The organism is Allobosea sp. (assembly GCF_017308015.1).
Lineage (GTDB): Bacteria > Pseudomonadota > Alphaproteobacteria > Rhizobiales > Beijerinckiaceae > Allobosea.
Map to the genome: position 1 here is coordinate 1 of NZ_JAFKFW010000003.1, position 21256 is coordinate 21256.

Annotated in this window: 22 protein-coding genes; 9 read left to right on the forward strand and 13 right to left on the reverse strand. The window is 65.4% G+C overall.

From position 1 onward, the window contains the following. The 5 genes from gpt to J0I42_RS03070 form a co-directional block, all read right to left on the reverse strand. Window positions 1–474 (reverse strand): xanthine phosphoribosyltransferase (gpt, locus tag J0I42_RS03050; RefSeq protein WP_291652697.1); only part of this gene is annotated, 474 nt, incomplete at its 3' end. A 119-nt stretch (window positions 475–593) separates the two neighbouring features. Next, a complete protein-coding gene (locus J0I42_RS03055; protein ID WP_291652699.1) occupies window positions 594–2393 on the reverse strand; it encodes a methyl-accepting chemotaxis protein in 1800 nt (599 codons plus the stop codon). 318 nt (window positions 2394–2711) lie between these two features. Beyond that, window positions 2712–3482 carry a competence/damage-inducible protein A gene (locus J0I42_RS03060; RefSeq protein ID WP_291653143.1) on the reverse strand — a complete coding sequence of 257 codons (771 nt, stop codon included), beginning with the start codon at window positions 3480–3482 and terminating at the stop codon, window positions 2712–2714. A 95-nt stretch (window positions 3483–3577) separates the two neighbouring features. Continuing rightward, on the reverse strand, window positions 3578–4429 hold the full coding sequence (locus tag J0I42_RS03065) for an FkbM family methyltransferase (protein ID WP_291652701.1): 852 nt from the start codon (window positions 4427–4429) through the stop codon (window positions 3578–3580). A gap of 63 nt (window positions 4430–4492) precedes the next feature. After that, window positions 4493–5674: an HD domain-containing phosphohydrolase gene (locus J0I42_RS03070; RefSeq protein WP_291652703.1), complete on the reverse strand. Its 1182-nt coding sequence runs from the start codon at window positions 5672–5674 to the stop codon at window positions 4493–4495. 205 nt (window positions 5675–5879) lie between these two features. Here J0I42_RS03070 and map point away from each other — a divergent pair, with 205 nt between their 5' ends. The 8 genes from map to J0I42_RS03110 all read left to right on the forward strand — a co-directional run bounded on the left by map (window position 5880) and on the right by J0I42_RS03110 (window position 14489). Then, window positions 5880–6704, forward strand: a complete 825-nt coding sequence (gene map, locus J0I42_RS03075) for a type I methionyl aminopeptidase (protein WP_291652706.1) — start codon at window positions 5880–5882, stop codon at window positions 6702–6704. Beyond that, window positions 6701–7438: a RadC family protein gene (radC, locus tag J0I42_RS03080; protein WP_291652708.1), complete on the forward strand. Its 738-nt coding sequence runs from the start codon at window positions 6701–6703 to the stop codon at window positions 7436–7438. Before map ends, radC begins: the two co-directional genes overlap by 4 nt. Window positions 7439–7471: 33 nt before the next feature. Next, entirely contained in the window at window positions 7472–7840 is a 369-nt protein-coding gene (locus J0I42_RS03085) for a DUF488 domain-containing protein (RefSeq protein WP_291652710.1), read from the forward strand. 208 nt (window positions 7841–8048) lie between these two features. Further along, complete coding sequence (locus tag J0I42_RS03090; RefSeq protein ID WP_291652713.1) at window positions 8049–9464, forward strand: circularly permuted type 2 ATP-grasp protein; 1416 nt, start codon at window positions 8049–8051, stop codon at window positions 9462–9464. A 73-nt stretch (window positions 9465–9537) separates the two neighbouring features. Continuing rightward, entirely contained in the window at window positions 9538–10479 is a 942-nt protein-coding gene (locus J0I42_RS03095; RefSeq protein ID WP_291652715.1) for an alpha-E domain-containing protein, read from the forward strand. 52 nt (window positions 10480–10531) lie between these two features. Beyond that, entirely contained in the window at window positions 10532–11359 is an 828-nt protein-coding gene (locus J0I42_RS03100) for a transglutaminase family protein (RefSeq protein WP_291652717.1), read from the forward strand. Window positions 11360–11426: 67 nt separating this feature from the next. After that, on the forward strand, window positions 11427–12176 hold the full coding sequence (locus tag J0I42_RS03105) for a proteasome-type protease (protein ID WP_291652719.1): 750 nt from the start codon (window positions 11427–11429) through the stop codon (window positions 12174–12176). Window positions 12177–12311: 135 nt separating this feature from the next. Continuing rightward, on the forward strand, window positions 12312–14489 hold the full coding sequence (locus J0I42_RS03110) for a putative bifunctional diguanylate cyclase/phosphodiesterase (protein WP_291652721.1): 2178 nt from the start codon (window positions 12312–12314) through the stop codon (window positions 14487–14489). A 28-nt stretch (window positions 14490–14517) separates the two neighbouring features. Here the strand turns inward: J0I42_RS03110 and J0I42_RS03115 are convergent, their stop codons facing one another. After that, a complete protein-coding gene (locus J0I42_RS03115; protein WP_291652722.1) occupies window positions 14518–15117 on the reverse strand; it encodes an exopolysaccharide biosynthesis protein in 600 nt (199 codons plus the stop codon). A gap of 119 nt (window positions 15118–15236) precedes the next feature. Beyond that, window positions 15237–15506 (reverse strand): usg protein, encoded by a 270-nt coding sequence (locus J0I42_RS03120; RefSeq protein ID WP_291652724.1) that lies wholly within the window; start codon window positions 15504–15506, stop codon window positions 15237–15239. Between the two features lie 159 nt (window positions 15507–15665). On the opposite strand from J0I42_RS03120, the gene bcsS reads away from it, so the two are divergent. Next, window positions 15666–16397 (forward strand): cellulose biosynthesis protein BcsS, encoded by a 732-nt coding sequence (gene bcsS / locus J0I42_RS03125; RefSeq protein ID WP_291652726.1) that lies wholly within the window; start codon window positions 15666–15668, stop codon window positions 16395–16397. Window positions 16398–16404: 7 nt separating this feature from the next. Here the strand turns inward: bcsS and J0I42_RS03130 are convergent, their stop codons facing one another. The 6 genes from J0I42_RS03130 to J0I42_RS03155 are packed head-to-tail and all read right to left on the reverse strand — an operon-like array spanning window position 16405 to window position 21249. After that, window positions 16405–18006 carry an NTP transferase domain-containing protein gene (locus tag J0I42_RS03130; protein ID WP_291652728.1) on the reverse strand — a complete coding sequence of 534 codons (1602 nt, stop codon included), beginning with the start codon at window positions 18004–18006 and terminating at the stop codon, window positions 16405–16407. Window positions 18007–18016: 10 nt separating this feature from the next. Continuing rightward, entirely contained in the window at window positions 18017–18709 is a 693-nt protein-coding gene (locus J0I42_RS03135; protein ID WP_291652730.1) for an XdhC family protein, read from the reverse strand. A 3-nt stretch (window positions 18710–18712) separates the two neighbouring features. Continuing rightward, a complete protein-coding gene (locus tag J0I42_RS03140; protein ID WP_291652732.1) occupies window positions 18713–19342 on the reverse strand; it encodes a LysE family translocator in 630 nt (209 codons plus the stop codon). A gap of 1 nt (window position 19343) precedes the next feature. Further along, a complete protein-coding gene (locus J0I42_RS03145) occupies window positions 19344–19667 on the reverse strand; it encodes an XdhC family protein (protein WP_291652734.1) in 324 nt (107 codons plus the stop codon). A gap of 41 nt (window positions 19668–19708) precedes the next feature. Beyond that, window positions 19709–20908: a vWA domain-containing protein gene (locus J0I42_RS03150; protein WP_291652736.1), complete on the reverse strand. Its 1200-nt coding sequence runs from the start codon at window positions 20906–20908 to the stop codon at window positions 19709–19711. Further along, the gene (locus tag J0I42_RS03155; protein ID WP_291652737.1) at window positions 20905–21249 is read right to left on the reverse strand and encodes a nuclear transport factor 2 family protein; all 345 of its coding nucleotides are present in this window, start codon (window positions 21247–21249) and stop codon (window positions 20905–20907) included. Before J0I42_RS03155 ends, J0I42_RS03150 begins: the two co-directional genes overlap by 4 nt. Window positions 21250–21256: the final 7 nt, after the last annotated feature.

A 21256-nucleotide genomic window follows, 5' to 3' on the forward strand; every position in this document is an offset into this window, starting at 1 on the left:
GGTGAAGCCCATGTCCCAGGGGAAATAGATCCAGGTGTCCTGGCTCACTTCGGTGACGAAAGTATCGATGGTCGGCACCCCCTTCGGTTTGGCGTAAACGCAGGCAAAATGCGCCTTCGGCAGCATCTCGCGCACGACGCGCGCCGTCTTGCCGGTGTCGGTGAGGTCGTCGACCACCAGCACGCCCTTGCCCGTGCCGCCGCCGATCGCCTTGATGTTCGGGGCGATGTCCTTGAGCACCTGGAGATCGGTCTGGTTCTTGTAGTCGTGATAGCTCGCGACGCAGACGGTTTCGATCATGCGCAGGCCGAGTTCCCGGCAGATGATCGCAGCCGGCACCAGTCCGCCGCGGGTGATGCAGACCATCGCCTCGAAAGGCCCCTTCTCGGCGAGGCGCCACGCCAGCGCGCGGGCATCGCGATGGAACTGATCCCAGGAAACCGGGAAAGCCTTGTTCGAGGACGGTTCGGCCATGGACAGCGCTCCGGACATGCGCGACGCGACAGGCGCCGTTTCCGACCGAAAAGCCTATCGGCGCGCGCCTGACAAGAGGCGCGCGCCGAACATCCCCAATTCAGCGTCGATAAACCGCCTCAGAACTCGGCCCAGCCATCCGCCCCGCCGCCGCCGGCGACACGCCGGCCACGCTGGGCCGGAGCCGCAGGCACCGGAACCGGCGCGGCGGAATGGACGAGCTGCGGCGAAGGCCGGTGCCGGTCGCCGCCGAGCTGGAAGGCGGAAACCATCGTGCTCAGCGTCTCGGTCTCCTGCTGGAGGTCGCGCGCAACTTTCGCGCTCTGTTCGGCGAGCAGTGAGTTCTGCTGCGTGATCTCGTCCATATGGGCGACGGTGCGGGCCATCTCGTCGATGCCGTTGGCTTGCTCGGCCGTCGCCTGCGAGATTTCGCTGACGGTCGAGGCAACCTTGGACGCGGCGCCGACGATCTCGCCCAGTGTCGTTCCGGCATCCTTGACCAGGCCGACACCGGCTTGAATCTGTTGCGTAGAATTCGCGATCAACGTCTTGACGCCATTGGCGGATTCACTGCAACGCGCAGCAAGGGCCCGCACCTCGGTCGCGACCACCGCGAAGCCACGCCCGGCATCGCCTGCCCTCGCCGCCTCGACCGCGGCATTCAGCGCCAGCAGGTTGGTCTGGAAGGCGATCTCGTCGATCATCGAAATGATCTCCGAAATGCCGGACGAGGCCTGCTCGATCCGCCCCATCGCCGCGACCGCCTCGGTGACGATGGCACCACCGCGCGCGGCAACCTCGCTCGCCTCGTTGCCGAGCTGTACCGCCATCTTCGAATTGCCGGCGCTGTGCTTGACCGACGCGGCAAGCTCCTCGGTCGTCGCAGCGGTCTGCTGCAGGCTTGCGGCATTGGCTTCGGTCCGCTCGGCCAGTTGCTGGCTGTCGGAGGTGATCTTGAGCGAGGCGCCATCGATGCGCGCGGAGATGTCGCGAACCGTACCCACCACCTCCGCCAGGGTGTCGAGCAGATCGTTCACGCCCGCGCAGAGCGTCGCGACCTCTCCCGTCTTGCCGTCGAGCGGCACGCGCCCGGTCAGGTCCTTGCCCTTGGCCCGGTCGATCACGGCGCTCGTCTCCTGCACCGCCGCCTCGAGCTGCTTGCCCTTGAAGGTCGCGGTGATGTCGGAGGCGAACTTGACGACCTTGTAAGGTCGCCCCTGCGCATCGAGGATCGGGTTGTAGCTCGCCTGAATCCAGACCTCCCTGCCGCCCTTGCCGATGCGCCGGTACTGGCCGGCATCGTATTCGCCCTGGCCGAGACGTTCCCAGAAGGCGCGATAGGCGGGCGTCTCGCGCTCGGCCGGATCGACGAACAGTCGGTGATGCTGTCCGACGATCTCGGCCAGCGAATAGCCGAGGACGTCGAGGAAATTCTGGTTCGCCGTCAGGATCTTGCCGGCAAGATCGAACTCGATCACGGCCTGCGCCTTGTCGATCGCGGCCCGCTGCCCTTCGAGATCGGCGAGGCGGTTCTTCTGCTCGGTCACGTCGAAAGCGTACTTGACGACGCTGACCGGCTTGCCCCCTGCCCCGAGGATCGGGTTGTAGCTCGCCTGGATCCAGATCTCCTTGCCGCCCTTGCCGAGCCGCAGATACTGCCCGCGCGAGAATTCGCCACGGCCGAGATCGGCCCAGAACTGCTTGTAGGCGGGGCTCGCCTTCTCTTCGGACGTTACGAAGAGGCTGTGATGTTGCCCCTTCACCTCGGCCAGCGTGTAACCCATTGCCGCGAGGAAGTTTTCGTTGGCATCGAGAATTGTGCCACTGAGGTCAAATTCGATCCGCGCCTGCGATCGATTGATCGCATCCAGTTGTCCCGTGGCATACCGATTCGTGAAAAGGCCAGAAAAGAGCGGCATCTGAGATCCCCCCTCGGCGCAGCCCGCGCATGAGGCTTCGTCGGGCCCGCATCGTCCTGAAAGCCATGTCGACACCCGCGGCGCAGAAGCGCGGCAGGAAAGGCCGAATGCTATCCGGCCACGTGCCGAATATCGCATCAACCGGTTTATGAATGGTTCCCTCTCCGATCGAAGCTTAATTTCGATCAGAAAAGCATCGTAAAGGCGACATCCGAACACTAAAATACATGAACGGGGAGCCAATGAAACTTAAACGAGAGGGCCTAAAAACAAAAGTTTCTCATCAAAGTTGTATTGAATTCAGACGAGTTGCGGCAATCAATTTGATCTGGACAGCCGCTGCTTTTCCAAAGCAACCATCGCTTTCACCGCTGCCATTGCTGCGAGTAATTTCTCTGCATCGCGCGACCTGACGACGATATTCGTATCCGGCCCCGCCTCGGACCAGAACGGGTAGGAACCGATCGAAACTTCGGGGTGAGTATTTGCAATTTCGGCCAGAGGACCGCCGATATCGCCTTCGCGCAAGCCGGTCTGCACCGTATCGGACAGCATTTTCGCGCCCGTCTGCAGGGTTGGGCCGATGACGTCGAGCATGGCCTGCATGATCGCGGGCACGCCGGCCATCACATAAACGTTACCGATCCGAAAGCCCGGCGCCTTCGAGATCGCATTCGCGATCAGATCGGCCCCGGCGGGAATGCGCGCCATCCGCATGCGGGCCTCGTTGAGTTCATCGCGCGAGAAGCGCTCCGACAGCATCGCGACGGCGCGCGGATCGTGATCGATCGTCACGCCGAACGCCGCAGCGACGGCATCAGCCGTGATGTCGTCATGGGTCGGCCCGATCCCGCCGGTCGTGAAGACGTAGGTATAGCGGCCGCGAAGTGCATTGAGCGCAGCGACGATATCCTCGGCAACGTCCGGAACGACGCGGACCTCGCGCAGGTCGACACCGATATTGGTGAGGTACTCGGCGATGTAGCCGATATTCTTGTCCTTGGTACGGCCTGACAGGATCTCGTCGCCGATCACCAGAATCGCGGCCGTGACGATTGCGGCGGAGGGGCTGGCTTCGTTCGCGGACATGGAGGCGCTCCTGGCTTGCGCACAAGAGCTAGGCGTTCCAGGCGGCACGCTCAAGCACCGGCATGGACGCGCCGGCCATGCCCTGGGCGCGGCGCTCAGGCCGGCTTGCGCTCGAAGACCAGGTTGAGCCGCGTCTGGGCGACGAGCTTGTAGCCGTTGCGCTCAAGCAGGCCGGCAAGATCGGTCTGCCAGCGCTGGCGCGAATCCTCGATGATGATGAAGCCCGGCCACAGCGCCTCAGGCGCATCGCGCAGGAACGGTTCGAGAATCAGATCCTCGGCTCCCTCGACATCGAGCTTGATCGCGTCGATACACTCGTAACCTTCACCCTCGACCAGCGATAGCAGGGTCATCGCCGGCACCTTGACCGAGGTCCCGGCGCTCGAATTCAGAATGCGGACGCTCGATTCCCCGCGATTGGTCGGATCGATGAACAGGGTCAGTTCGCCCGGCTTGTCGGCAAGCGCGCAGGCCACTGCCTTGACGGTGCCGAACGGGTTCTGCGCGATGTTGAAGGCCAGCCGCCCGAATATCTCGGGCTGCGGCTCGACTGCGAGGATGCGCGCCCTGCGCCCGGCCCTCGCTGCGACGAAGAGCGAATAGGCACCGATATTTGCCCCGATATCGATGAAGGTGAAGCCTTCGCACAACCGCGAGGCCAGCAGGTCCCGTTCGATCGCGTCGAAATATTGCGGCGTGAACAGCACGCGCTTCTCACAGACGTTGCCGTCCGGATAGAGGCGCATCTTCGCCCCCAGCGACTCGATGTCGACCGGCGCGCCGTCGAGCGAGCGCAATCCCAGGCGCCGCAGCGCGTAAGCGATCTTGCGGCCGAGGAAACTGTCCGAGGCTGCGCGCGTCCGGGCGATGATGCGGGCGAGATAGGCTTTCGGCGCGAAGGTGCCGAAAGGCCGCTCTTCCGCCGGGTTCTGTTCGATGATGGCCATTGCGCCAGCCTGATACACCTCGGCGCTCCGGCGCGCCAGCCATTGGACGCAAGAGCTTCGCGATCAGCCGCCGTCCGCGAAACGCAGATGGATCTCCCCGAACCGGGGCGCGACCTCGCGGAAGACATCGACGAGTTCGGGATCGAACTGCCGGCCACGCTCCCCCATCACCACCGCAACCGCCTCGTCATGGGTCATCGCCTCCTTGTAGACCCGTTTGGTCACAAGGGCATCGTAGACATCGGCGATCGCCATCAGGCGTCCGGACAACGGAATGGCCCGGCCGGCGAGTCCTTGCGGGTAGCCGGCCCCGTCCCAGCGCTCGTGATGGGTATGGGCGATCTCCTTCGCCAGCCGCAGAAAGGAGCTGGAGCCGCCGAGATGGCGCTCGGCATTGGCGATGGCGACCCGTCCCAGCTCGGCATGGGTCTGCATCATCGCCCGCTCGTCATCGTCGAGCCGGCCCGGCTTCAACAGGATGCTGTCGGGAATGCCGACCTTGCCGATATCGTGCAGCGGTGCCGATTTGAACAGCAGGTCGAGCGTCGCGTCGTCGAGCTCTCCGGCGAAGAGCCCCCGGTCGCGGGCGCCCTCGGCCAGCACCCGCAGGTAGTGCTGGGTACGCCGGACATGGTTGGCCGTTTCATTGTCGCGCGTCTCCGCCAGCGAGGCCATGGCCAGGATCACGGCATCCTTGGCGCGCTCCGCCTCCTCCAGCGCCCGCGAGAGCGAATTCACCAGAGCGATATTGGTCATGGCGACCGCCGCGCTGTTGGCGATCCGCCTCAGCGCCCGGATGACCTCCGGCGCCGGCCGATGCCGATGCGCCCAATAGGCGCCGATCGCGGCAACGGGGTCGTCCTGCCGGACCGGCACCATGACCAGGCTGCGCACGAAGGTCGGGCGATAGGCTTCGTGGGGAATGCGGTCGTCCTCGTCGATATCCTCGATGACGACGACCTCGCCATGCTGCATCGCCCAGCCGGAGATGCAGCTATCCATCGGGAACCGCTGGCCCTTCCAGAGCGGCGCGACGGCATCCTCGTCGGCATAATAGCACCGGCCGTTGTCGCGCAGGATGAAGCTGATGCCGTCGGCCCCGGTCAAGCCGCGGGCGTTGCGGCGCACGACCGCCATGACCTCGTCGATGCCGCGCGCCATGGCGAGATCGAGCGAGAGCTGGTCGAGCGCGCTGAGCGTCGGATCGGATGTATCGGTTAGGGCCGAGGAAACAGACGCTTTCATGTGTCCAGGGAAGCAATCGGGCAGACGAAAGGTGCGAGCGGCAAGCTGCCACAAAAAAGTTACAATTCCCCCAACGTCAGCACAAGGACGCCTCATGCATCGCTGACCTTGCGACAGTGCGGGGGCGTGCGCCTCCGGCGCGGCAACCGGCTTGCGTGCGCCATCAAACGCAATAGATAAGGGGACGAGGAGTTTTCCGCGCGCAATGACCTTCGAAGACGCCATCGGCCGCTCGCGTTCACGCGAGCCTGCCATCAAGATTCACGGCCCCGAGGCCTTCGCGGCCATGCACAAGGCCGGCCGGCTCACGGCTGCGGGGCTCGACATGCTCGGCTCCTACGTCAAGCCCGGCGTCACCACGCAGCGCCTCGACGATCTCGCCTTCCAGTTCGCCATGGATAACGGCGCCTATCCGGCGACGCTGTTCTATCGCGGCTACACCAAGTCGATCTGTACCTCGATCAACCATGTCGTCTGTCACGGCATTCCCGACGACAAGCCGCTGCGCGAGGGCGACGTCCTCAATATCGACTACACCCTGATCGTCGACGGCTGGCACGGCGATTCCAGCCGCATGTATGGCGTGGGCGAGATATCGCGGAAGGCCGAGCGCCTGATCGAGATCACCTACGAGAGCCTGCAGCGCGGCATCAAGGCGGTGCGCGCCGGCGCCACAACCGGCGATATCGGTTTCGCCATCCAGCGCTATGCCGAGGCCGAGCGCTGCTCGGTCGTCCGCGATTTCTGCGGCCACGGCATCGGCCAGGTCTTCCACGACGCGCCGAACATCCTGCATTACGGCAGCCCCGGCGAAGGCGTGCTGCTGAAACCGGGTATGGTCTTCACCATCGAGCCGATGATCAATCTCGGCAAGCCGGGCGTGAAGGTGCTCTCCGACGGCTGGACCGCCGTCACCCGCGACCGCTCGCTCTCGGCCCAGTTCGAGCATCAGATCGGCGTCACCGAGCAAGGCTGCGAAATCTTCACGCTGTCGCCCGCCGGGCTCGGCAATCCGCTCGCCGCGAAATGAGCGTCGGCATCGGCAAGGGACCGCGCAAGGCGCCCTCGCCGGCCGCATCCGCCGATGCCGGCACACCACATTATCACGGCCATCGCGACCGTCTGCGCGCCCGCTTCCAGGAGGCCGGCGCGGAGACGTTGCCGGACTACGAATTGCTGGAGCTTCTGCTCTTCCGCTCGATCCCGCAGCGCGATGTCAAGCCGCTCGCCAAGGAACTGATCCAGCGCTTCGGCTCCTTCGCTGAAGTTCTGGGCGCACCGGCGGCACGCCTGACCGAGGTGAAGGGCGTCGGCGACGGCGTTGCGCTCGATCTCAAGATCGTCGAAGCCGCACTGAAGCGCATGGCCAAGGGCGCTGTGGGCAAGCGGCCTGTGCTCTCCTCCTGGTCTTCGGTGCTCGACTATTGCCGGATGGCGATGGCCTTCGCCGAGCGCGAGCAGTTCCGCATCCTCTTCCTCGACAAGAAGAACATCCTGATCGCCGACGAGGTTCAGCAGACCGGCACGGTCGACCATACCCCGGTCTATCCGCGCGAAGTGATGCGCCGCGCGCTCGAACTCTCGGCCTCCGCGATCATCCTGGTCCACAATCACCCCTCGGGCGATCCCACGCCGTCCGGCGCCGACATGGGCATGACGCGCGAGCTTGTCGACATCGCGAAGCCTCTGGGCATCGCCATCCACGACCACATCATCGTCGGCCGCGACGGTCATGCGAGCTTTCGCAGCCTGGGATTGATCTGACCCTTCGACGCGCGTCTCACAGGGAGCAGGTGAATGACGAAACTGACGATGAAGCGGGTTTACGACCCCCCTGCTCCCGGCGACGGCACGCGCATCCTCGTCGACCGGCTCTGGCCGCGCGGCGTCTCCAGGGATCGGATCGACCTCTGGCTGAAGGATCTCGCACCCAGCGATGCCCTGCGCCACGAATTCCACGGCCGTCCCGACCTCTGGGACGAGTTCTGCGCCGCCTATGCAACCGAGCTCGGCAGCCCTCAGGCGCAGGCGGCTCTTGCCACTCTGGCGGCTGAACGGAAGAAAGGCCCGGTCGTCCTGCTCTATGCCGCGAAGGACGAGAACCGGAACAATGCGCAGGCTCTGCGGCTTTGGCTGGACGGACGCACGTTTCCGGTACAACAATAGCGCAGGCACAGCCGCATCCTGCGGCGCAACGAAGAATCAGCCGCGCCGAGCGGGCGGGTTCTTCTTTGCCATGACGATCCAAAGCAAACTGTACCTGATCAATACTGCCGATCAAAAAAGGCAGACCGGATCAATGGTACGGCTATTCTCCCTCTTCCCGAGCGGCCGCGAATGCGCATAGGCTGACCTCAACGGGGAAGAGAGCTGCATGGTCGCATTCGATGAGATGACCGGTTCGGGAGCCGAGCTGAGGCCCGCCTACGAGGCTCTCGACCGCTGGCTGAAGGAGGCGCCGCCCGAGACGCTGGCATTGAGGCGCAGCCAGGCGGAACTGTTCTTTCGCCGCATCGGCATCACCTTCGCGGTCTATGGCGACGAGGAATCGACCGAGCGCCTGATCCCCTTCGACATCATCCCGCGCGTGCTGACCAAGCCGGAATGGACGAGGCTGGAAGCTGGCCTGCGCCAGCGCGTCACCGCCCTCAACATGTTCCTGGCCGATGTCTACGGCCCGAAGGAATGCCTCAAAGCCGGCATCATTCCGCCCGATCTGGTCTATCGCAACGCCTGCTACCAGCTTGAAATGGTCGATTTCAAGGTGCCGCACGGCATCTATTGCCATATCGCCGGCATCGACGTGGTGCGTGTCGACGCCGATACATTCTACGTCCTAGAGGACAATGCCCGCACGCCCTCCGGCGTCTCCTACATGATGGAAAATCGCGAGGTGATGCTGCGGCTCTTCCCGGAGCTGTTCTCGACCCATCGCGTCGCGCCAGTCGACAATTATCCCGACCAGCTCCTGGCGACGCTACGTTCGGTCGCGCCGCGCAGCGCCTCCTCCGATCCGACGATCTGCCTGCTCACGCCCGGCCAGTACAACTCGGCCTTCTACGAGCACTCGTTCCTCGCCGACAAGCTCGGCGTCGAACTGGTCGAAGGCTCGGACCTGCTGGTCAAGGACGATGTCGTCTACATGCGCACGACCCAGGGGCCGAAGCGTGTCGACGTGATCTACAGGCGCATCGACGACGACTTCATCGACCCGCTCGCCTTCCGCAGTGATTCCGTGCTGGGCGTCCCCGGCATCATCGGCGCCTACAAGGCCGGCAACGTCACGCTGGCGAACGCGGTCGGCACCGGCGTCGCCGACGACAAGGCGGTCTACAGCTACATGCCCGAGATCGTGAAGTTCTTCACCGGTGAGGAGCCGATCCTGAAGAACGTCCCGACCTTCCGCTGCCGCGAACCCGAGGCCAATGCCTATGTCCTCGACAATCTCGAGAAGCTCGTCGTCAAGGAGGTGAACGGCTCGGGCGGCTACGGCATGCTTGTAGGCCCGCACGCCAGCAAGGCGCAGATCGAGAGCTTCCGGCGCAAGCTCAGGGCACAGCCGGAGGGTTTCATCGCCCAGCCCACGCTCGCGCTCTCGACCTGCCCGACCTTCGTCGCCTCGGGCGTGGCGCCACGCCATGTCGACCTGCGCCCCTATGTGCTTTCCGGCGCCAACGGCATTTCCTGCGTCCCCGGCGGCCTGACCCGCGTGGCGCTCAAGGAAGGCTCGCTCGTGGTGAACTCCAGCCAGGGCGGCGGCACCAAGGACACCTGGGTGCTCGACGCATGAGCAACCCGGCCGCGCCCTCGCCTGCCTTCCTCCCGAACCAGCCTGCCATCCCGCGGAAAGGCACTCGCTGACCATGCTTTCGCGTACCGCAGACAGCCTCTACTGGGTTTCCCGCTATGTCGAGCGGGCCGAATATCTCGCCCGCATCCTCGACGCGACGACGCGCCTGACCAATCTGCCCACGACCTATGGCGGCGCCGGCACGGAATGGCAGAGCGCGGTCCTGACCGCCGGCTGCGAGGAGGCCTTCGCCAAGGCCTATGCCGAGGCGAACGAACGCAATGTCTGCGATTTCCTGACGTTCAATCCCGACAACCCGTCCTCGATCCGCAATTGCCTTGCCCAGGCGCGTTCGAATGCGCGCGCGGTACGCACGGCGCTGACTTCGGAGATGTGGGACGCGCTCAACGGCGCCTGGCTGGAGCTGCAGCGATTTGAAAAGAAGCGCATGGACCGTGAGGAATTCGCCCGCTTCCTCGACTGGGTGAAGAACGTCTCGCTGGTCTTCGACGGCTCGGCCTACCGGACCATGCTGCGCGATGACGGCTACTGGTTTTCGCGGCTCGGCGTCTATCTCGAGCGTGCCGACAACACCGCCCGCATCCTCGACGTCAAATACCATGTGCTGCTGCCGGCCGACGAGCAGGTCGGCGGCTCGCTCGACTATTTCCAGTGGACCACCGTATTGCGTGAGGTCTCCGCGCTGACGGCCTATCACTGGGTCTATCGCGAAGCCGTTAAGCCGATCCTCGTCGCCGACCTCCTGGTGCTGAACCGGCGCATGCCGCGTTCGCTCGCCGCCTGCTACGAGAACATCTCCCGCTTCCTCGATGCACTCGGCGATGCCTATGGCCGCCAGGGACCGGCGCAACGCCAGGCCCGCAAGACGCTGGCGAACCTCAGCAATACCCGGATCGACGATGTCTTCGAGCATGGCCTGCACGAATTCATCGAGGAATTCATCACCGAGAACAACCGCCTCGGCAACACCATCTTCGAGCAGTATCTGCAATGAATCAGCCAGGCGCGCCTGCGGCACGCCTGCCCTAACCCGCCCGGACCGGATCATGCGGATCAGGATTTCCCATACGATCGGCTACGATTATGCCGAGCCGGCACGCCACATCACGCAGATCCTGCGTTTGACGCCGCGCGACCATGACGGCCAGCATGTCATGTCATGGCGTATCGAGCCGAATGTCGACGGCCGCCTGCGGGCTTCGCAGGATGCCCATGGCAACATCGTGCACAGCTTCTATGCCGATGGGCCGATTTCCTCGCTCGTCATCCGCATCGACGGACTGATCGAGACGATCGACCTCGCGGGTGCCGTTCGCGGCGGGCTGGAGCGTGTACCCTGCGAGGCCTATCACCGCGACACGCTCCTCACCCAACAAGACGAAGCCCTGCGCAATTTCGCGGACGAGGTCACCGCAGGCGCCGGCACGCCGCTCTCCCAGATGCATGCATTGATGAACGCCGTCGGCGACCGCATGAAATGCGTCGAGGCCAGCGGCCGCATCGGCGTCGGCGCGGCCGCTGCCTTTGCGGCGCGCGAAGCGATCGCGCAGGACATCGCGCATGTCTTCATGGCCTGCGCCCGGCATCTCGGCCTGCCTGCCCGCTATGTCTCGGGCTATGTCGCGCGGTCCGACAGTCTGCCGCACGGCAATGGCGCCCATGCCTGGGCGGAGGTCCATCTCGACGATTACGGCTGGATCGGCTTCGACTGCGCCAATGCGCTTTGCCCGATCGACACGCATGTGCGTGTTGCGATAGGGCTCGACTACGCGGATGCCGCGCCGGTTCGCGGCTCGCGCCAGGGCGGCGAAGGCGAGAACCTCGACGTCCGCGTCAGTGCCCGCGAAGCCGAAGGCCGCAGCGCCAACCAGTAACGGCCCTTTCGCGGGCGCGCCGGAAGCACGGGGCAAGAAAACAGGACAAGAAGCAAGGATCGAACCTGTGACCTATTGCGCCGGAATCCTCGTGCAGGACGGGCTCGTCATGATCGCCGACACCCGCACCAATGCCGGGCTCGACGACATCTCGACCTTCCGCAAGCTCCATGTCTTCAACTGGCCGGGCGATCGCAATTTCGGCCTGATGACGGCCGGGAACCTCTCAATCACACAATCGGTGATCAGCTTCCTGCACGAAGGCCTGCCGAATCCCGAAACCGGGGAGCTCGACACCCTTCAGAATGCAAGCTCGATGTTTCGGGCGGCACAACTCGTCGGCCGCTGCATCCGGCATGTCCGCGATATCGACGGCCCTGCGCTGGAGGAGGCGAACGTCAAGTTCGAGATCGGCTTGTTGTTCGGCGGCCAGATCAAGGGGCAGCCGATGCGCCTTTTCATGGTGTACAGCGCCGGCAACTTCATCGAATGCGGCATCGACTCGCCGTTCCTGCAAATCGGCGAGCACAAATATGGCAAGCCGATCCTCGACCGCGCCGTCACCTACAAGACCCATCTCTACGATGCCCTGAAGGTCGGGCTGATTTCGATGGATTCGACCATGCGCTCCAATCTTGGCGTCGGCCTGCCGATCGATCTCGTCGTCCTGCGACGCGATGCCGACGATTTCGAATTGAACCGCCGGATCGAGGCCGGTGAGCCCTATTTTCACGATCTGCGCGAGCGCTGGTCGGCCGCGCTACGGGCCGCGCATATGGCCATTCCACGCCCTCCCTATGCGCCTTCGGGGTCCTGACAGCCCGAAAACCGGTCCTCAGGCAACGGGATGTCAATAATTCACGCCTTAAGTCGCAGCACGAAGACCTTCCCTGGACGCATAATGCCCGCATTCAATGCCGCGAAGATGACGAATGCGGGTTCCTCCGCTCGCATGTTCGCGAGCACCGTGGTGACGCTGGGCTGTGCCTTCCTGCTTCTGATGGCCGCCGGAATCGGCGTCGTCGTTGCGATCACTCGCGAAGCCAACCGCCTTGAGGCGCAGCGTCAGGCTGAGCGGATCGAGGCCGCGGTCAACACCCAGATCAAGCTGAGCGAACAGCGGCTGGAACGGCTCGTCGCCGCCGGGGATCTGCTTGAAGCCCTGCAGCAGCCCGGCTCGATTGCCACATTGCAGGCGGCCTTCAAACGGCTGAGCGGGCAATTGATGGATTTCGACGGCGCCTATATCGGCGGAACCGGTGGAACCGTACTGGCATGGATCGAGAATCCGGCCTCGGTGGACCACGCCGGCAGCAGCAGCCCGCATCATATCGAGGCGTTGCAGCGCGGCGCGAAAAGCTCCTTCGTCGCCACCGTGATCGGCGACGAGGTTACGCCCCAGTTCGGTGCGGCCCACTCGACCATCGTCACGGATGGCGGCGAAACCCTGATCCTGACGGTGATGGACCTCTCGCGGATCGCCTCTTTCGCCTCGGAAAGCGGCTCGGCGCCGCTGTCTTTCGTCGCCTATCGGCACCTGTCCAGCGCCCTGCTATCCGATCTCGCCGAGCGCAACCGCGTCACCGACGTACGGCTCGTGATCAGACAGCCGGCCGACGCGTTGTCGAAGCTCGGCCTGCGCGCCGCCGACGGCAAGGTCAGCGCCTGGCTGACCTGGTCGCCGGCACGTCCCGGCGACGTGATGCTGCGCCGCTTTCTCTGGGCGCTCATAGCGGTTGCCGTGCTGTTTTCGGCGATCTTCGTCTTCGTCGTCCAGCGCCTGCGCGCCTCTGCCGAACAGATCGAGCTGCGCGAGCGCCAGATTCAGCGCCTCGCCGGTCAGGACGAGTTGTCCCTGCTGCCGAACCGCCGCAGCTTCGACCTGACGCTCGACCAGACCCTGGCCCACATTCACGATGACGGCCCGAGCCTCGCCGTTCTGCTGATCGATCTCGATCGCTTCAAGGCCGTCAACGACACCTATGGGCATACCGCCGGCGATGAACTGATCCGTCAGGTCGCGGTCCGCCTCTCCGGCGCGGTGCAGGTCGGGGACACCGTGGCGCGGCTCGGCGGCGACGAATTCGGCATCATCCAGACCCATTCCGCAACGCCGAGCGGCTGCGCCGTACTTGGCGAGCGCATTCTCGCCAGCCTCTCCGAGCCGTTCGCCATCACCGGCGCCGAGGTCACCATCGGTTCCTCCATCGGCATCGCGATGGCGCCGCGAGACGGCACCAGCCGGGAAGCCCTGCTCAAGCTCGCGGATACTGCGCTCTACGAAGCCAAGAACAGCGGCCGCAATCGCTATGCGTTCTTCGAAACGCAGATGAACCGCTCGATGCAGTTGAAGCGCATGGTCGAGGACGACCTGCGCCACGCCATCGACAACGACCAGCTCATGCTGCATTACCAGCCGCAGGTCTCCGTCGACGGCTCGACCATCGTCGGCGTAGAGGCGCTGGTACGCTGGCAGCACCCGGCTCATGGCATGATCCCGCCCTCGGATTTCATCGCCATTGCCGAGGAACGCGGCCTGATCGTGCCGCTCAGCGAATGGGTGCTGCGGCGCGCCTGCACCGAGGCCCGGCGCTGGAAGGGCATCCGCCTCGCGGTCAACGTCTCGCCGATCCAATTCCGCCACAAGGACTTCGTCGCGAATGTCATCCGCACGATCGACGAAACGGATTTCGACCCGGCCCAGCTTGAGCTCGAACTGACCGAAGGCGTTCTGATCGAGGATGCCGACGCCGCCGAAGCGGCGATGATGGACATCCGGGCTCATGGCGTCGGCCTCGCCCTCGACGATTTCGGCACCGGTTATTCGAGCCTGATCTATCTGCGCCGCTTCGCCTTCGACAAGATCAAGATCGACCGCTCATTCCTGGAATATATGGAAGCGACCGGCGAGTCCGCGATCCTCGTCCATTCGATGGCCCATCTCGGGCGTGCGCTCGGCCTGCGGGTCTGCGCCGAGGGCGTCGAGACCGCCGAGCAGCACCGCTTCCTGCAGGCGATCGGGTGCCACGAACTACAGGGCTTCCTGTTCTCCAAGGCCGTGCCCGCAAGCGAGATCGATCGCCTGCTCCGCCTGGACAATCCTTTCGCTGAAATCCTCGCCGCCGCCTGACGATCACGAGCCGGACGGGCGGCGGACTTCAGAAGAACAGCTCGTGGATGCCGCTGAAGATCGCATAGGCGAAGCCGGCGCTCAGCAGCAGGCCGATGGCGCCGACCACGGCTCCGATGATGATCAGCACCCCGTCGCGTTCGACCAGGCCAAGCCCGACGAGGCAGACTGCGAGCCCGAGCGGAATCTGCCCGATGAACGGCGCCGCGACGATCAGGCCAAGCGCCAGGATCAGGATCACCAACCCCAGCACCGGAATCGCCCAGCGCCCGCCCAACATCGTCAGGCGCGGCTGCGAGAAGCGTTCCAGCCAGGTGAGAGCCGGCAGCGCCCGGGCCACGGCGCGGTTCAACTCGGGCTTGCCGATGCTGCGGCGGAGCAGCGCCTGCGGCAGCCAGGGCATCCGCCGCCCCGTCAGCATCTGGACGGCGACAAAGGCCAGCACCAGCCCGCAGACCAGCGGAATCGGCGGCGGCATCGGCAGGCAATTCGGCAGACCGAGCAGGACGACGAGCAGCGCATAGGCCCGGTCCTGCAGTGCGGCGACGATCGTGCCGACGGTGATGCGCTCCCCGGGCAGACCCGCCAGCGCCGTCAGAAGTCCGGATGTACGCAAAGGAGATGACAAGGGAGCAGGCCGTGCCGAAGCGGAAGCGCCCGCCTAGCACGGCCGGACACCCGCCAACAAGCGAGCCGGACGCAGGCTTTCAATGCCCTCGGCTCAGGGCCGGCGCATCGGAAGAACGCTTAGTGCAGGGTGAAGACGCCGTTCAGATGGCGAATCTCCGCGGGCTTGATCAGATGCGAATGCGCGACCGTGACGGAATGAAGCGGCCCTTCGAGTTCCCGCTTCCAGAACGTCAGAAAGTCCTGCAGGACAGGGAAGCGCGGCGCCACGTCGTACTGCTGCCAGATAAAGGTCTGCAGGACGCTGAGATGATCCGGCATCCGGTAGAGGATCGTTGCCGTGGTCAGCCCGTAGCCTTCGAGCTGCCGGATGAAATCGGTCGAAACCATCGCCACCTCCCCCCGTTACGGACTGAAAGCTTTGCCGGATAGATCGAGCCTGCTCCCGCTTGGTTAACAAAAGCTTGCCAGATTACAGCCAAACTGCTGCAATCCTGGGGCAGGTTGCCGGAACGGGCAGCGTGCGCGACGGCGGGCGTGGGGGCTTGCGTGGCGTACCAGGTGAGCAAGGCCGGACTGGCCGGGCTGGCGATAAGCCTCGCCGCAGCCCCGATCTGCACCGCGAGCGCCGAGGAGGAAGACGCCCGGCGCAGCCCTCTCTCAATGGTGGTCTTCGGTTCCATGGAGGCCGGGCCAACCAAGGCCTTCGCCTCTGTCGGTATGAAACGGGCGATCGGCGGCGGCCTCACGGAAAGCGGCTTCCGCCTCTTCGTCAAGGCAGGCGGTTCACAGGAGCAGACCAGGCGCAGGAGGCCGCGCGGCATCACCTACAAGAGCGAGGCGCAGGCCCTGCTCGGCTACGAATGGCGCATCGGTGACAGCTTCCTCGCGCTCTATGCCGGATCGGATGCCGAGAGCGAACAGCGGGTCGAATCCTTGGGCCCGTCCTTCATCTCCGCCCGCTATGGCGCGAGAGTGCAGGCCGATCTCTGGATCGTCCCCTCGCCCGGAACAGCCGTCCAGGCCAATGGTTACGTTTCCTCGCTGAACGGGCGCTTCTGGACGCGCCTCGCACCGGGCTGGCAGATGCCGGCCGGCTTCTATCTAGGCCCCGAAATCGAGATTTATCGCGAGCGCGACTATCGCAAGCTGCGTCTCGGACTGCATCTCACCGGCCTGCGCTTCCTCGGGCTGGAATGGCGCCTCTCTGGCGGCCTGCAGTCGACGAGCGACCGATCCGCCACCTGTTACGGCACACTCGGTGTGCACTGGCTCCGCTGAGGAACACTCACCCTCGCAACGCCCGCAGGGCCTCCGGCGTATCGACATCGATGGCGATGGCAGGGTCCTCGAAGGGAACATCGATGACGCGATCCCCCGCTTCGTCGAGCAGTCGCCGTGCCCCACGGTCGCCGCTCAGCAGCGAAACCGCGGGAAAAATCGCCCGGGCAAGCAGCACCGGATTGCCGCGCTGGCCGAACAGCGTCGGCACCGCCGCAAGCGTCTGCGGCTGCGCACGATGTGCCTCCGCCAGGCGCTCGATCACCGTCGGCGTCACATTCGGCATGTCGCCGAGCGAGATCACCGTCGCCGCAACCTCGGGCGGCAACGCGGCCACGCCGGCCTTGAGCGAACCGGCCAATCCGGAAGCGTAGTCGGAATTATGCACGAGTTGCACCGGCAGATCCGACACTACGGCCTCGATTTCGGTGCGCTGGTGCCCGGTCACGACGATGACGGGGCTCAGGCCCGCCTCGATCTGCGCCTCGACGGCGTGGCGCAGGATGGGCTTGCCGCGCAGGGGCTGAAGCAGCTTGTTCTCCGCGCCCATCCGGGTCGATTGTCCGGCAGCCAGCACAATTCCCGCCAATGGCCCGCTCGCTACGGAGCCCGGCGCGCGCGGCTGCGGCCGCGAGACGATCTCCATCAGCAGGCCGCCGACACCCATCTTCTGGATATCGCTGCGTCCGACGGGAAGTCCGGCGAGACAACGCTGCAGCACCCAATCGAAACTGTTCTCCTTCGGCGAGCGGGCGCAACCCGGCGCACCGATCACCGGCTTGCCGGCGATACGGCCCAGCATGAGCAGGTTTCCGGGATCGACCGGCATGCCGAGATGCTCGACCTCGCCGCCGGCCTCGACCAGCGCCTGCGGGATCACGTCGCGCCGGTCCGTGATGGCGGAAGCGCCGAAGACGACGATGATATCCGCCTTCCCCGCCGCCTGCTCGGCGATCGCCGCGGCCAGCGGCTCGGCTTCGTGCGGGACGCGCCGGTCCGCCGCCATCACCGCCTCCGCCGGCTCCAGCCGGTCGCGCATGATGCGCAGGGTTTTGTCGACGACGCTCGGCTTCAGTCCCGGCAGCATTGTCGAGATCACCGCGACGCTCGACGGGCGATATGCCGCGACCGAAACGGGCGACCTGTTGCCGAGCGCGTCGAGCGCCTGCTCCACCAGCGCCTGCGGCACCGCATAGGGAATGATCTTCACGGTAGCGACGAGTTCTCCCGCCACGACCGCCTTGAGTGCCGGCAAGGTCGCGACCGTGATCGCTTCGTCCACCCCGTTAAAGGCGTCGATCGCCGCGACATCGATGCGCAGGACGCCCGCCTGGGTCGCGAACATGTTGACCCGCCCGGTAAAGGGCGGCTCTGCGCTGATCGCATCTCCGACCATGCGCTCGGCCAATCGTGCCGCGGCGGCATTCTCGTCGATATCACCAGGCTCCAACCGCACCGCCACGATCTCGGCGACCCCGGCCGCGGCAAGCTTCGCGGCAAGCTCGGCCGTCACGGTCGCGCCCTTCTTCACGATGGCCCCGTCGGCGCGGATGGTATGCGCCGCGATGCTGCCGACGGCATCGGCGATGGCGACCGGTCCGAATTTCATGTCCCGATCCTCAGGCCGGCTTGCGGCGCGGGCCGCGCAGCGTCGCGACGATCTCGGCCAGGATCGCGAGCGCGATCTCGGCCGGCGAGACCGCACCGATATCGAGCCCGATCGGCGCATGAATACGGCTCGTCGCCGAAGCTTCGAAACCTGCTTCCGTCAACCGTTCCAGCCGCCTGCCATGCGTCTTCCGGCTGCCGAGCGCGCCGATATAGAAGCAGTCCGAGCGCAAGGCCGCGACAAGGCCGGGATCGTCGATCTTCGGATCATGGGTCAGCGCGACGAAGGCGGTGTAGGCATCGAGCCCGATCCGACCGATCGTCTCTTCCGGCCATTCGGCGAGCAGCGTCACATCGGGGAAACGCTCGGGCGTCGCGAAGGCGGTGCGCGGATCGATCACCACGAGATCGAGATCGAGCGCCCGGGCCATCGGCGCCATCGCCTGCGAGATATGGACGGCGCCGGTCACCACCACGCGCGGATGCGGTGCCTGCACGGTCAGGAAATAGGATCTGTCCCCCGCCTCGACCATGCCGCTCTTGCCGGATCGCAATTGCCGCTCCAGCACATCCGCCAGCGGATCACCGGCGATCGCAGCCTGCTTCACCAGCCTCTGCGTTCCGGCGGAGAGATCGCTCACCAGCACGGCTGCGCGGCGCGCCTGCCGCTCTTCGTTGAGCGCAGCGAGGGTCGAAAGCTCCACCGGTCAACCCCTATCCGTCGCGAGTTTCAGGCCGAGAGCGATCATCAGCGAACCGCCGATCCAACGCCCGAAGGCGAAGCTCGACCTGGTCTTCTTCATCGCCCCGACGATGAGCGAGGCGCCGAAGACGGTCACGAGATCGGCCGATGAGAACGCGAAGTTCACGACCGTGCCGAGGATCAGGAATTGCGCCCACACTGGCAGTGACGCGGCTGGATCGACGAACTGCGGCAGGAGCGCGATGAAGAACAGCGCGACCTTCGGATTCAGCACCTCGACGATGAAGGAATCGAGCAGCGCCCGCTTCACCGTCTTGGGCGGTGCGACCGGCTGGTCGGGCGAGCCCATGCGCGAGCGGATCATGCCGATGCCGATCCAGATCAGGTAGAGCGCGCCCGCGATCTTCACGGCCATGTAGAGTTCCGGCACATGCTTGAACACGGCCGAGAGGCCGAAGGCCGCGGCGAAGACGTGCAGGTAGCAGCCGAGATGGATGCCGAGCATCGCCATCAGCCCGGCCTTGCGGCCATGGCTGATCGTCTGGGCGGCGGTGTAGAGCAGCGCCGGCCCCGGAAAATAGGCGACGAGGGCCGTTACCGTCGCGAAAGCGACAAGGGTTTCCCAGGAGGCCATCTCAGTTCACCTTCTCGACATAGACCTTGATGCGACCGCCGCAGGAGAGGCCGACCTGCCAGGCCGCCTCGTCGGCGACGCCGAATTCGAGCAGGCGTGCCTTGCCGTCTGCAATGACGTCGGCGGCCTCGGCCACCACGGCGCCCTCGACGCAACCGCCCGAGACCGAGCCGAGGAAATTTCCGGCGCCGTCGATGACGAGATGCGAGCCCGCGGGACGCGGCGCCGAGCCCCAGGTCTCGACCACGGTCGCGATGGCGACGCCGCGGCCTGCGCGCGCCCAGTCCTCGGCCGCGCGCAGGATGTCGGTTTCGGTGCTGATCATGATGTCACCTTACGCCTGAATCTGGCGCCAGACATCATGCCTCAACCGGCCTTCTTCAACCACAGGCGCGGATCGCTCTCCCGCCCTGCATCCAGCGAAAGCGCGGCACAGAGATCGGCCATCGCCGCGAGATTATGGATCGGCCGGAACGAGTCGACATGCGGCAGCATCGCCCGGATGCCGCTCGCACGCGCCGCGAAGGCATCGTAGCGCAGCAGCGGGTTCAGCCAGACCAATTGCCGGCAGGAGCGATGCAGGCGGTCCATCTCGAAACCCAGACTGTCGTCGAGATGGCGCTCCAGCCCGTCGGTGAAGAGCAGCACGATCGCTCCGCCCGCCAGCACGCGCCGCGACCAGACGCGATTGAAGTCGTGCAGGGCCGTCGCGATACGCGTGCCGCCCTCCCAGTCCGGCGCAGCCTTGCCGGCGAGCGCCAGCGCCTCATCCGGGTCGCGCGCTCTGAGCATCCGCGTGACATTGGTCAGGCGCGTGCCGAAGACGAAGGAATGCACGCGCCGGCGCTTCTCCGTCAGCGCATGCAGGAAATGCAGGAAGATGCGCGAATACTCGGCCATCGAGCCGGAGATATCGACCAGCGCCACGATGGGCGGATGGACCTCGCGCCGTTCGCGAAAGGCGAGATCGATCGATGCTCCGCCACCGCGCAGAGACTGCCGGAAAGTCCGGCGCGGGTCGATACGCGCACCGCGGTGCGCTGGCCGGAAGCGACGCGTCACGATGCTGTCGTCGGGCAGCCTGAGTTCCGCGATCAATTGCTTGGCGCGCGCGATCTCGGCCGCGCTCATCTGGGCGAAATCGCGCGTTTTCAGCATCTCGCGGTCGGAGACGGTGAGCCGCGCCGTCAGTTCGGTCAGCTCTTTCGGCGGCTCGTCCTCGCGCGGCGGCGGCGCGAAGGCCTCGGCTACCCGCAAAGCTCCGGCCTCGGCCTTCTCCGGCTGACTGTCGGCGCGGGGCGAGACCGGCGACATCTGCGCCATGATCTTCTCGATCAGATTGCGCCGACGCCAGAACAGCCGGAAGGCCTGATCGTAGACAGGTGAATCCTCATGCTTCTTCACGAAGATCGCGTGCAGCGCCCAGTAGACGTCGTCGCGCCCGCCGAGCGCGCCGCCCTCCAGCGCAGCGATCGCCTCGACCACGGCGCCCGGCCCGACCGGCAGTCCCGCCGCGCGCAGGGCGCGCGCGAAATAGGCGACGTTCTCGGCGAGCTTGCCGCTCACGCGCCCAACGTCTCCGTCATGAACACCTTCTGGACGATTTGCCAGCGGCTCTCGATCTTGAGCAGCGAGAGCAGGTCGGTGAAATAGCGCGGCGGCATCTGGCACTTCACCTTGACCAGCGCCAGCGTCGGCCCGACGAGGTCGATGGTCAGGATATGGTCGTCGCGCTGCATCCCCGCCGCCTGCGGCGACGGCCGGTTGCGCACGGCGTTCTCCTCGCGCACCGTGGTCAGCGCGCTGGTCGGATGAAAGACATGCGCGAGTTTCTCGGCATCGCCCTCGTAGAGCCCGTCGAGATAGGTCCGGACCGTCGCCTCGACGGCCTTGATGTCGGCGTTCATGGCAGCA

Bases quoted from the DNA above. Each gene is read 5' to 3' on its own strand.
- J0I42_RS03055 (WP_291652699.1), bottom strand. From the start codon at position 2,393: ATGCCGCTCTTTTCTGGCCTTTTCACGAATCGGTATGCCACGGGACAA.
- J0I42_RS03060 (WP_291653143.1), bottom strand. From the start codon at position 3,482: ATGTCCGCGAACGAAGCCAGCCCCTCCGCCGCAATCGTCACGGCCGCG.
- J0I42_RS03065 (WP_291652701.1), bottom strand. From the start codon at position 4,429: ATGGCCATCATCGAACAGAACCCGGCGGAAGAGCGGCCTTTCGGCACC.
- J0I42_RS03070 (WP_291652703.1), bottom strand. From the start codon at position 5,674: ATGAAAGCGTCTGTTTCCTCGGCCCTAACCGATACATCCGATCCGACG.
- map (WP_291652706.1), top strand. From the start codon at position 5,880: ATGACCTTCGAAGACGCCATCGGCCGCTCGCGTTCACGCGAGCCTGCC.
- radC (WP_291652708.1), top strand. From the start codon at position 6,701: ATGAGCGTCGGCATCGGCAAGGGACCGCGCAAGGCGCCCTCGCCGGCC.
- J0I42_RS03085 (WP_291652710.1), top strand. From the start codon at position 7,472: ATGACGAAACTGACGATGAAGCGGGTTTACGACCCCCCTGCTCCCGGC.
- J0I42_RS03090 (WP_291652713.1), top strand. From the start codon at position 8,049: ATGGTCGCATTCGATGAGATGACCGGTTCGGGAGCCGAGCTGAGGCCC.
- J0I42_RS03095 (WP_291652715.1), top strand. From the start codon at position 9,538: ATGCTTTCGCGTACCGCAGACAGCCTCTACTGGGTTTCCCGCTATGTC.
- J0I42_RS03100 (WP_291652717.1), top strand. From the start codon at position 10,532: ATGCGGATCAGGATTTCCCATACGATCGGCTACGATTATGCCGAGCCG.
- J0I42_RS03110 (WP_291652721.1), top strand. From the start codon at position 12,312: ATGTTCGCGAGCACCGTGGTGACGCTGGGCTGTGCCTTCCTGCTTCTG.
- J0I42_RS03120 (WP_291652724.1), bottom strand. From the start codon at position 15,506: ATGGTTTCGACCGATTTCATCCGGCAGCTCGAAGGCTACGGGCTGACC.
- J0I42_RS03130 (WP_291652728.1), bottom strand. From the start codon at position 18,006: ATGAAATTCGGACCGGTCGCCATCGCCGATGCCGTCGGCAGCATCGCG.
- J0I42_RS03140 (WP_291652732.1), bottom strand. From the start codon at position 19,342: ATGGCCTCCTGGGAAACCCTTGTCGCTTTCGCGACGGTAACGGCCCTC.
- J0I42_RS03145 (WP_291652734.1), bottom strand. From the start codon at position 19,667: ATGATCAGCACCGAAACCGACATCCTGCGCGCGGCCGAGGACTGGGCG.
- J0I42_RS03155 (WP_291652737.1), bottom strand. From the start codon at position 21,249: ATGAACGCCGACATCAAGGCCGTCGAGGCGACGGTCCGGACCTATCTC.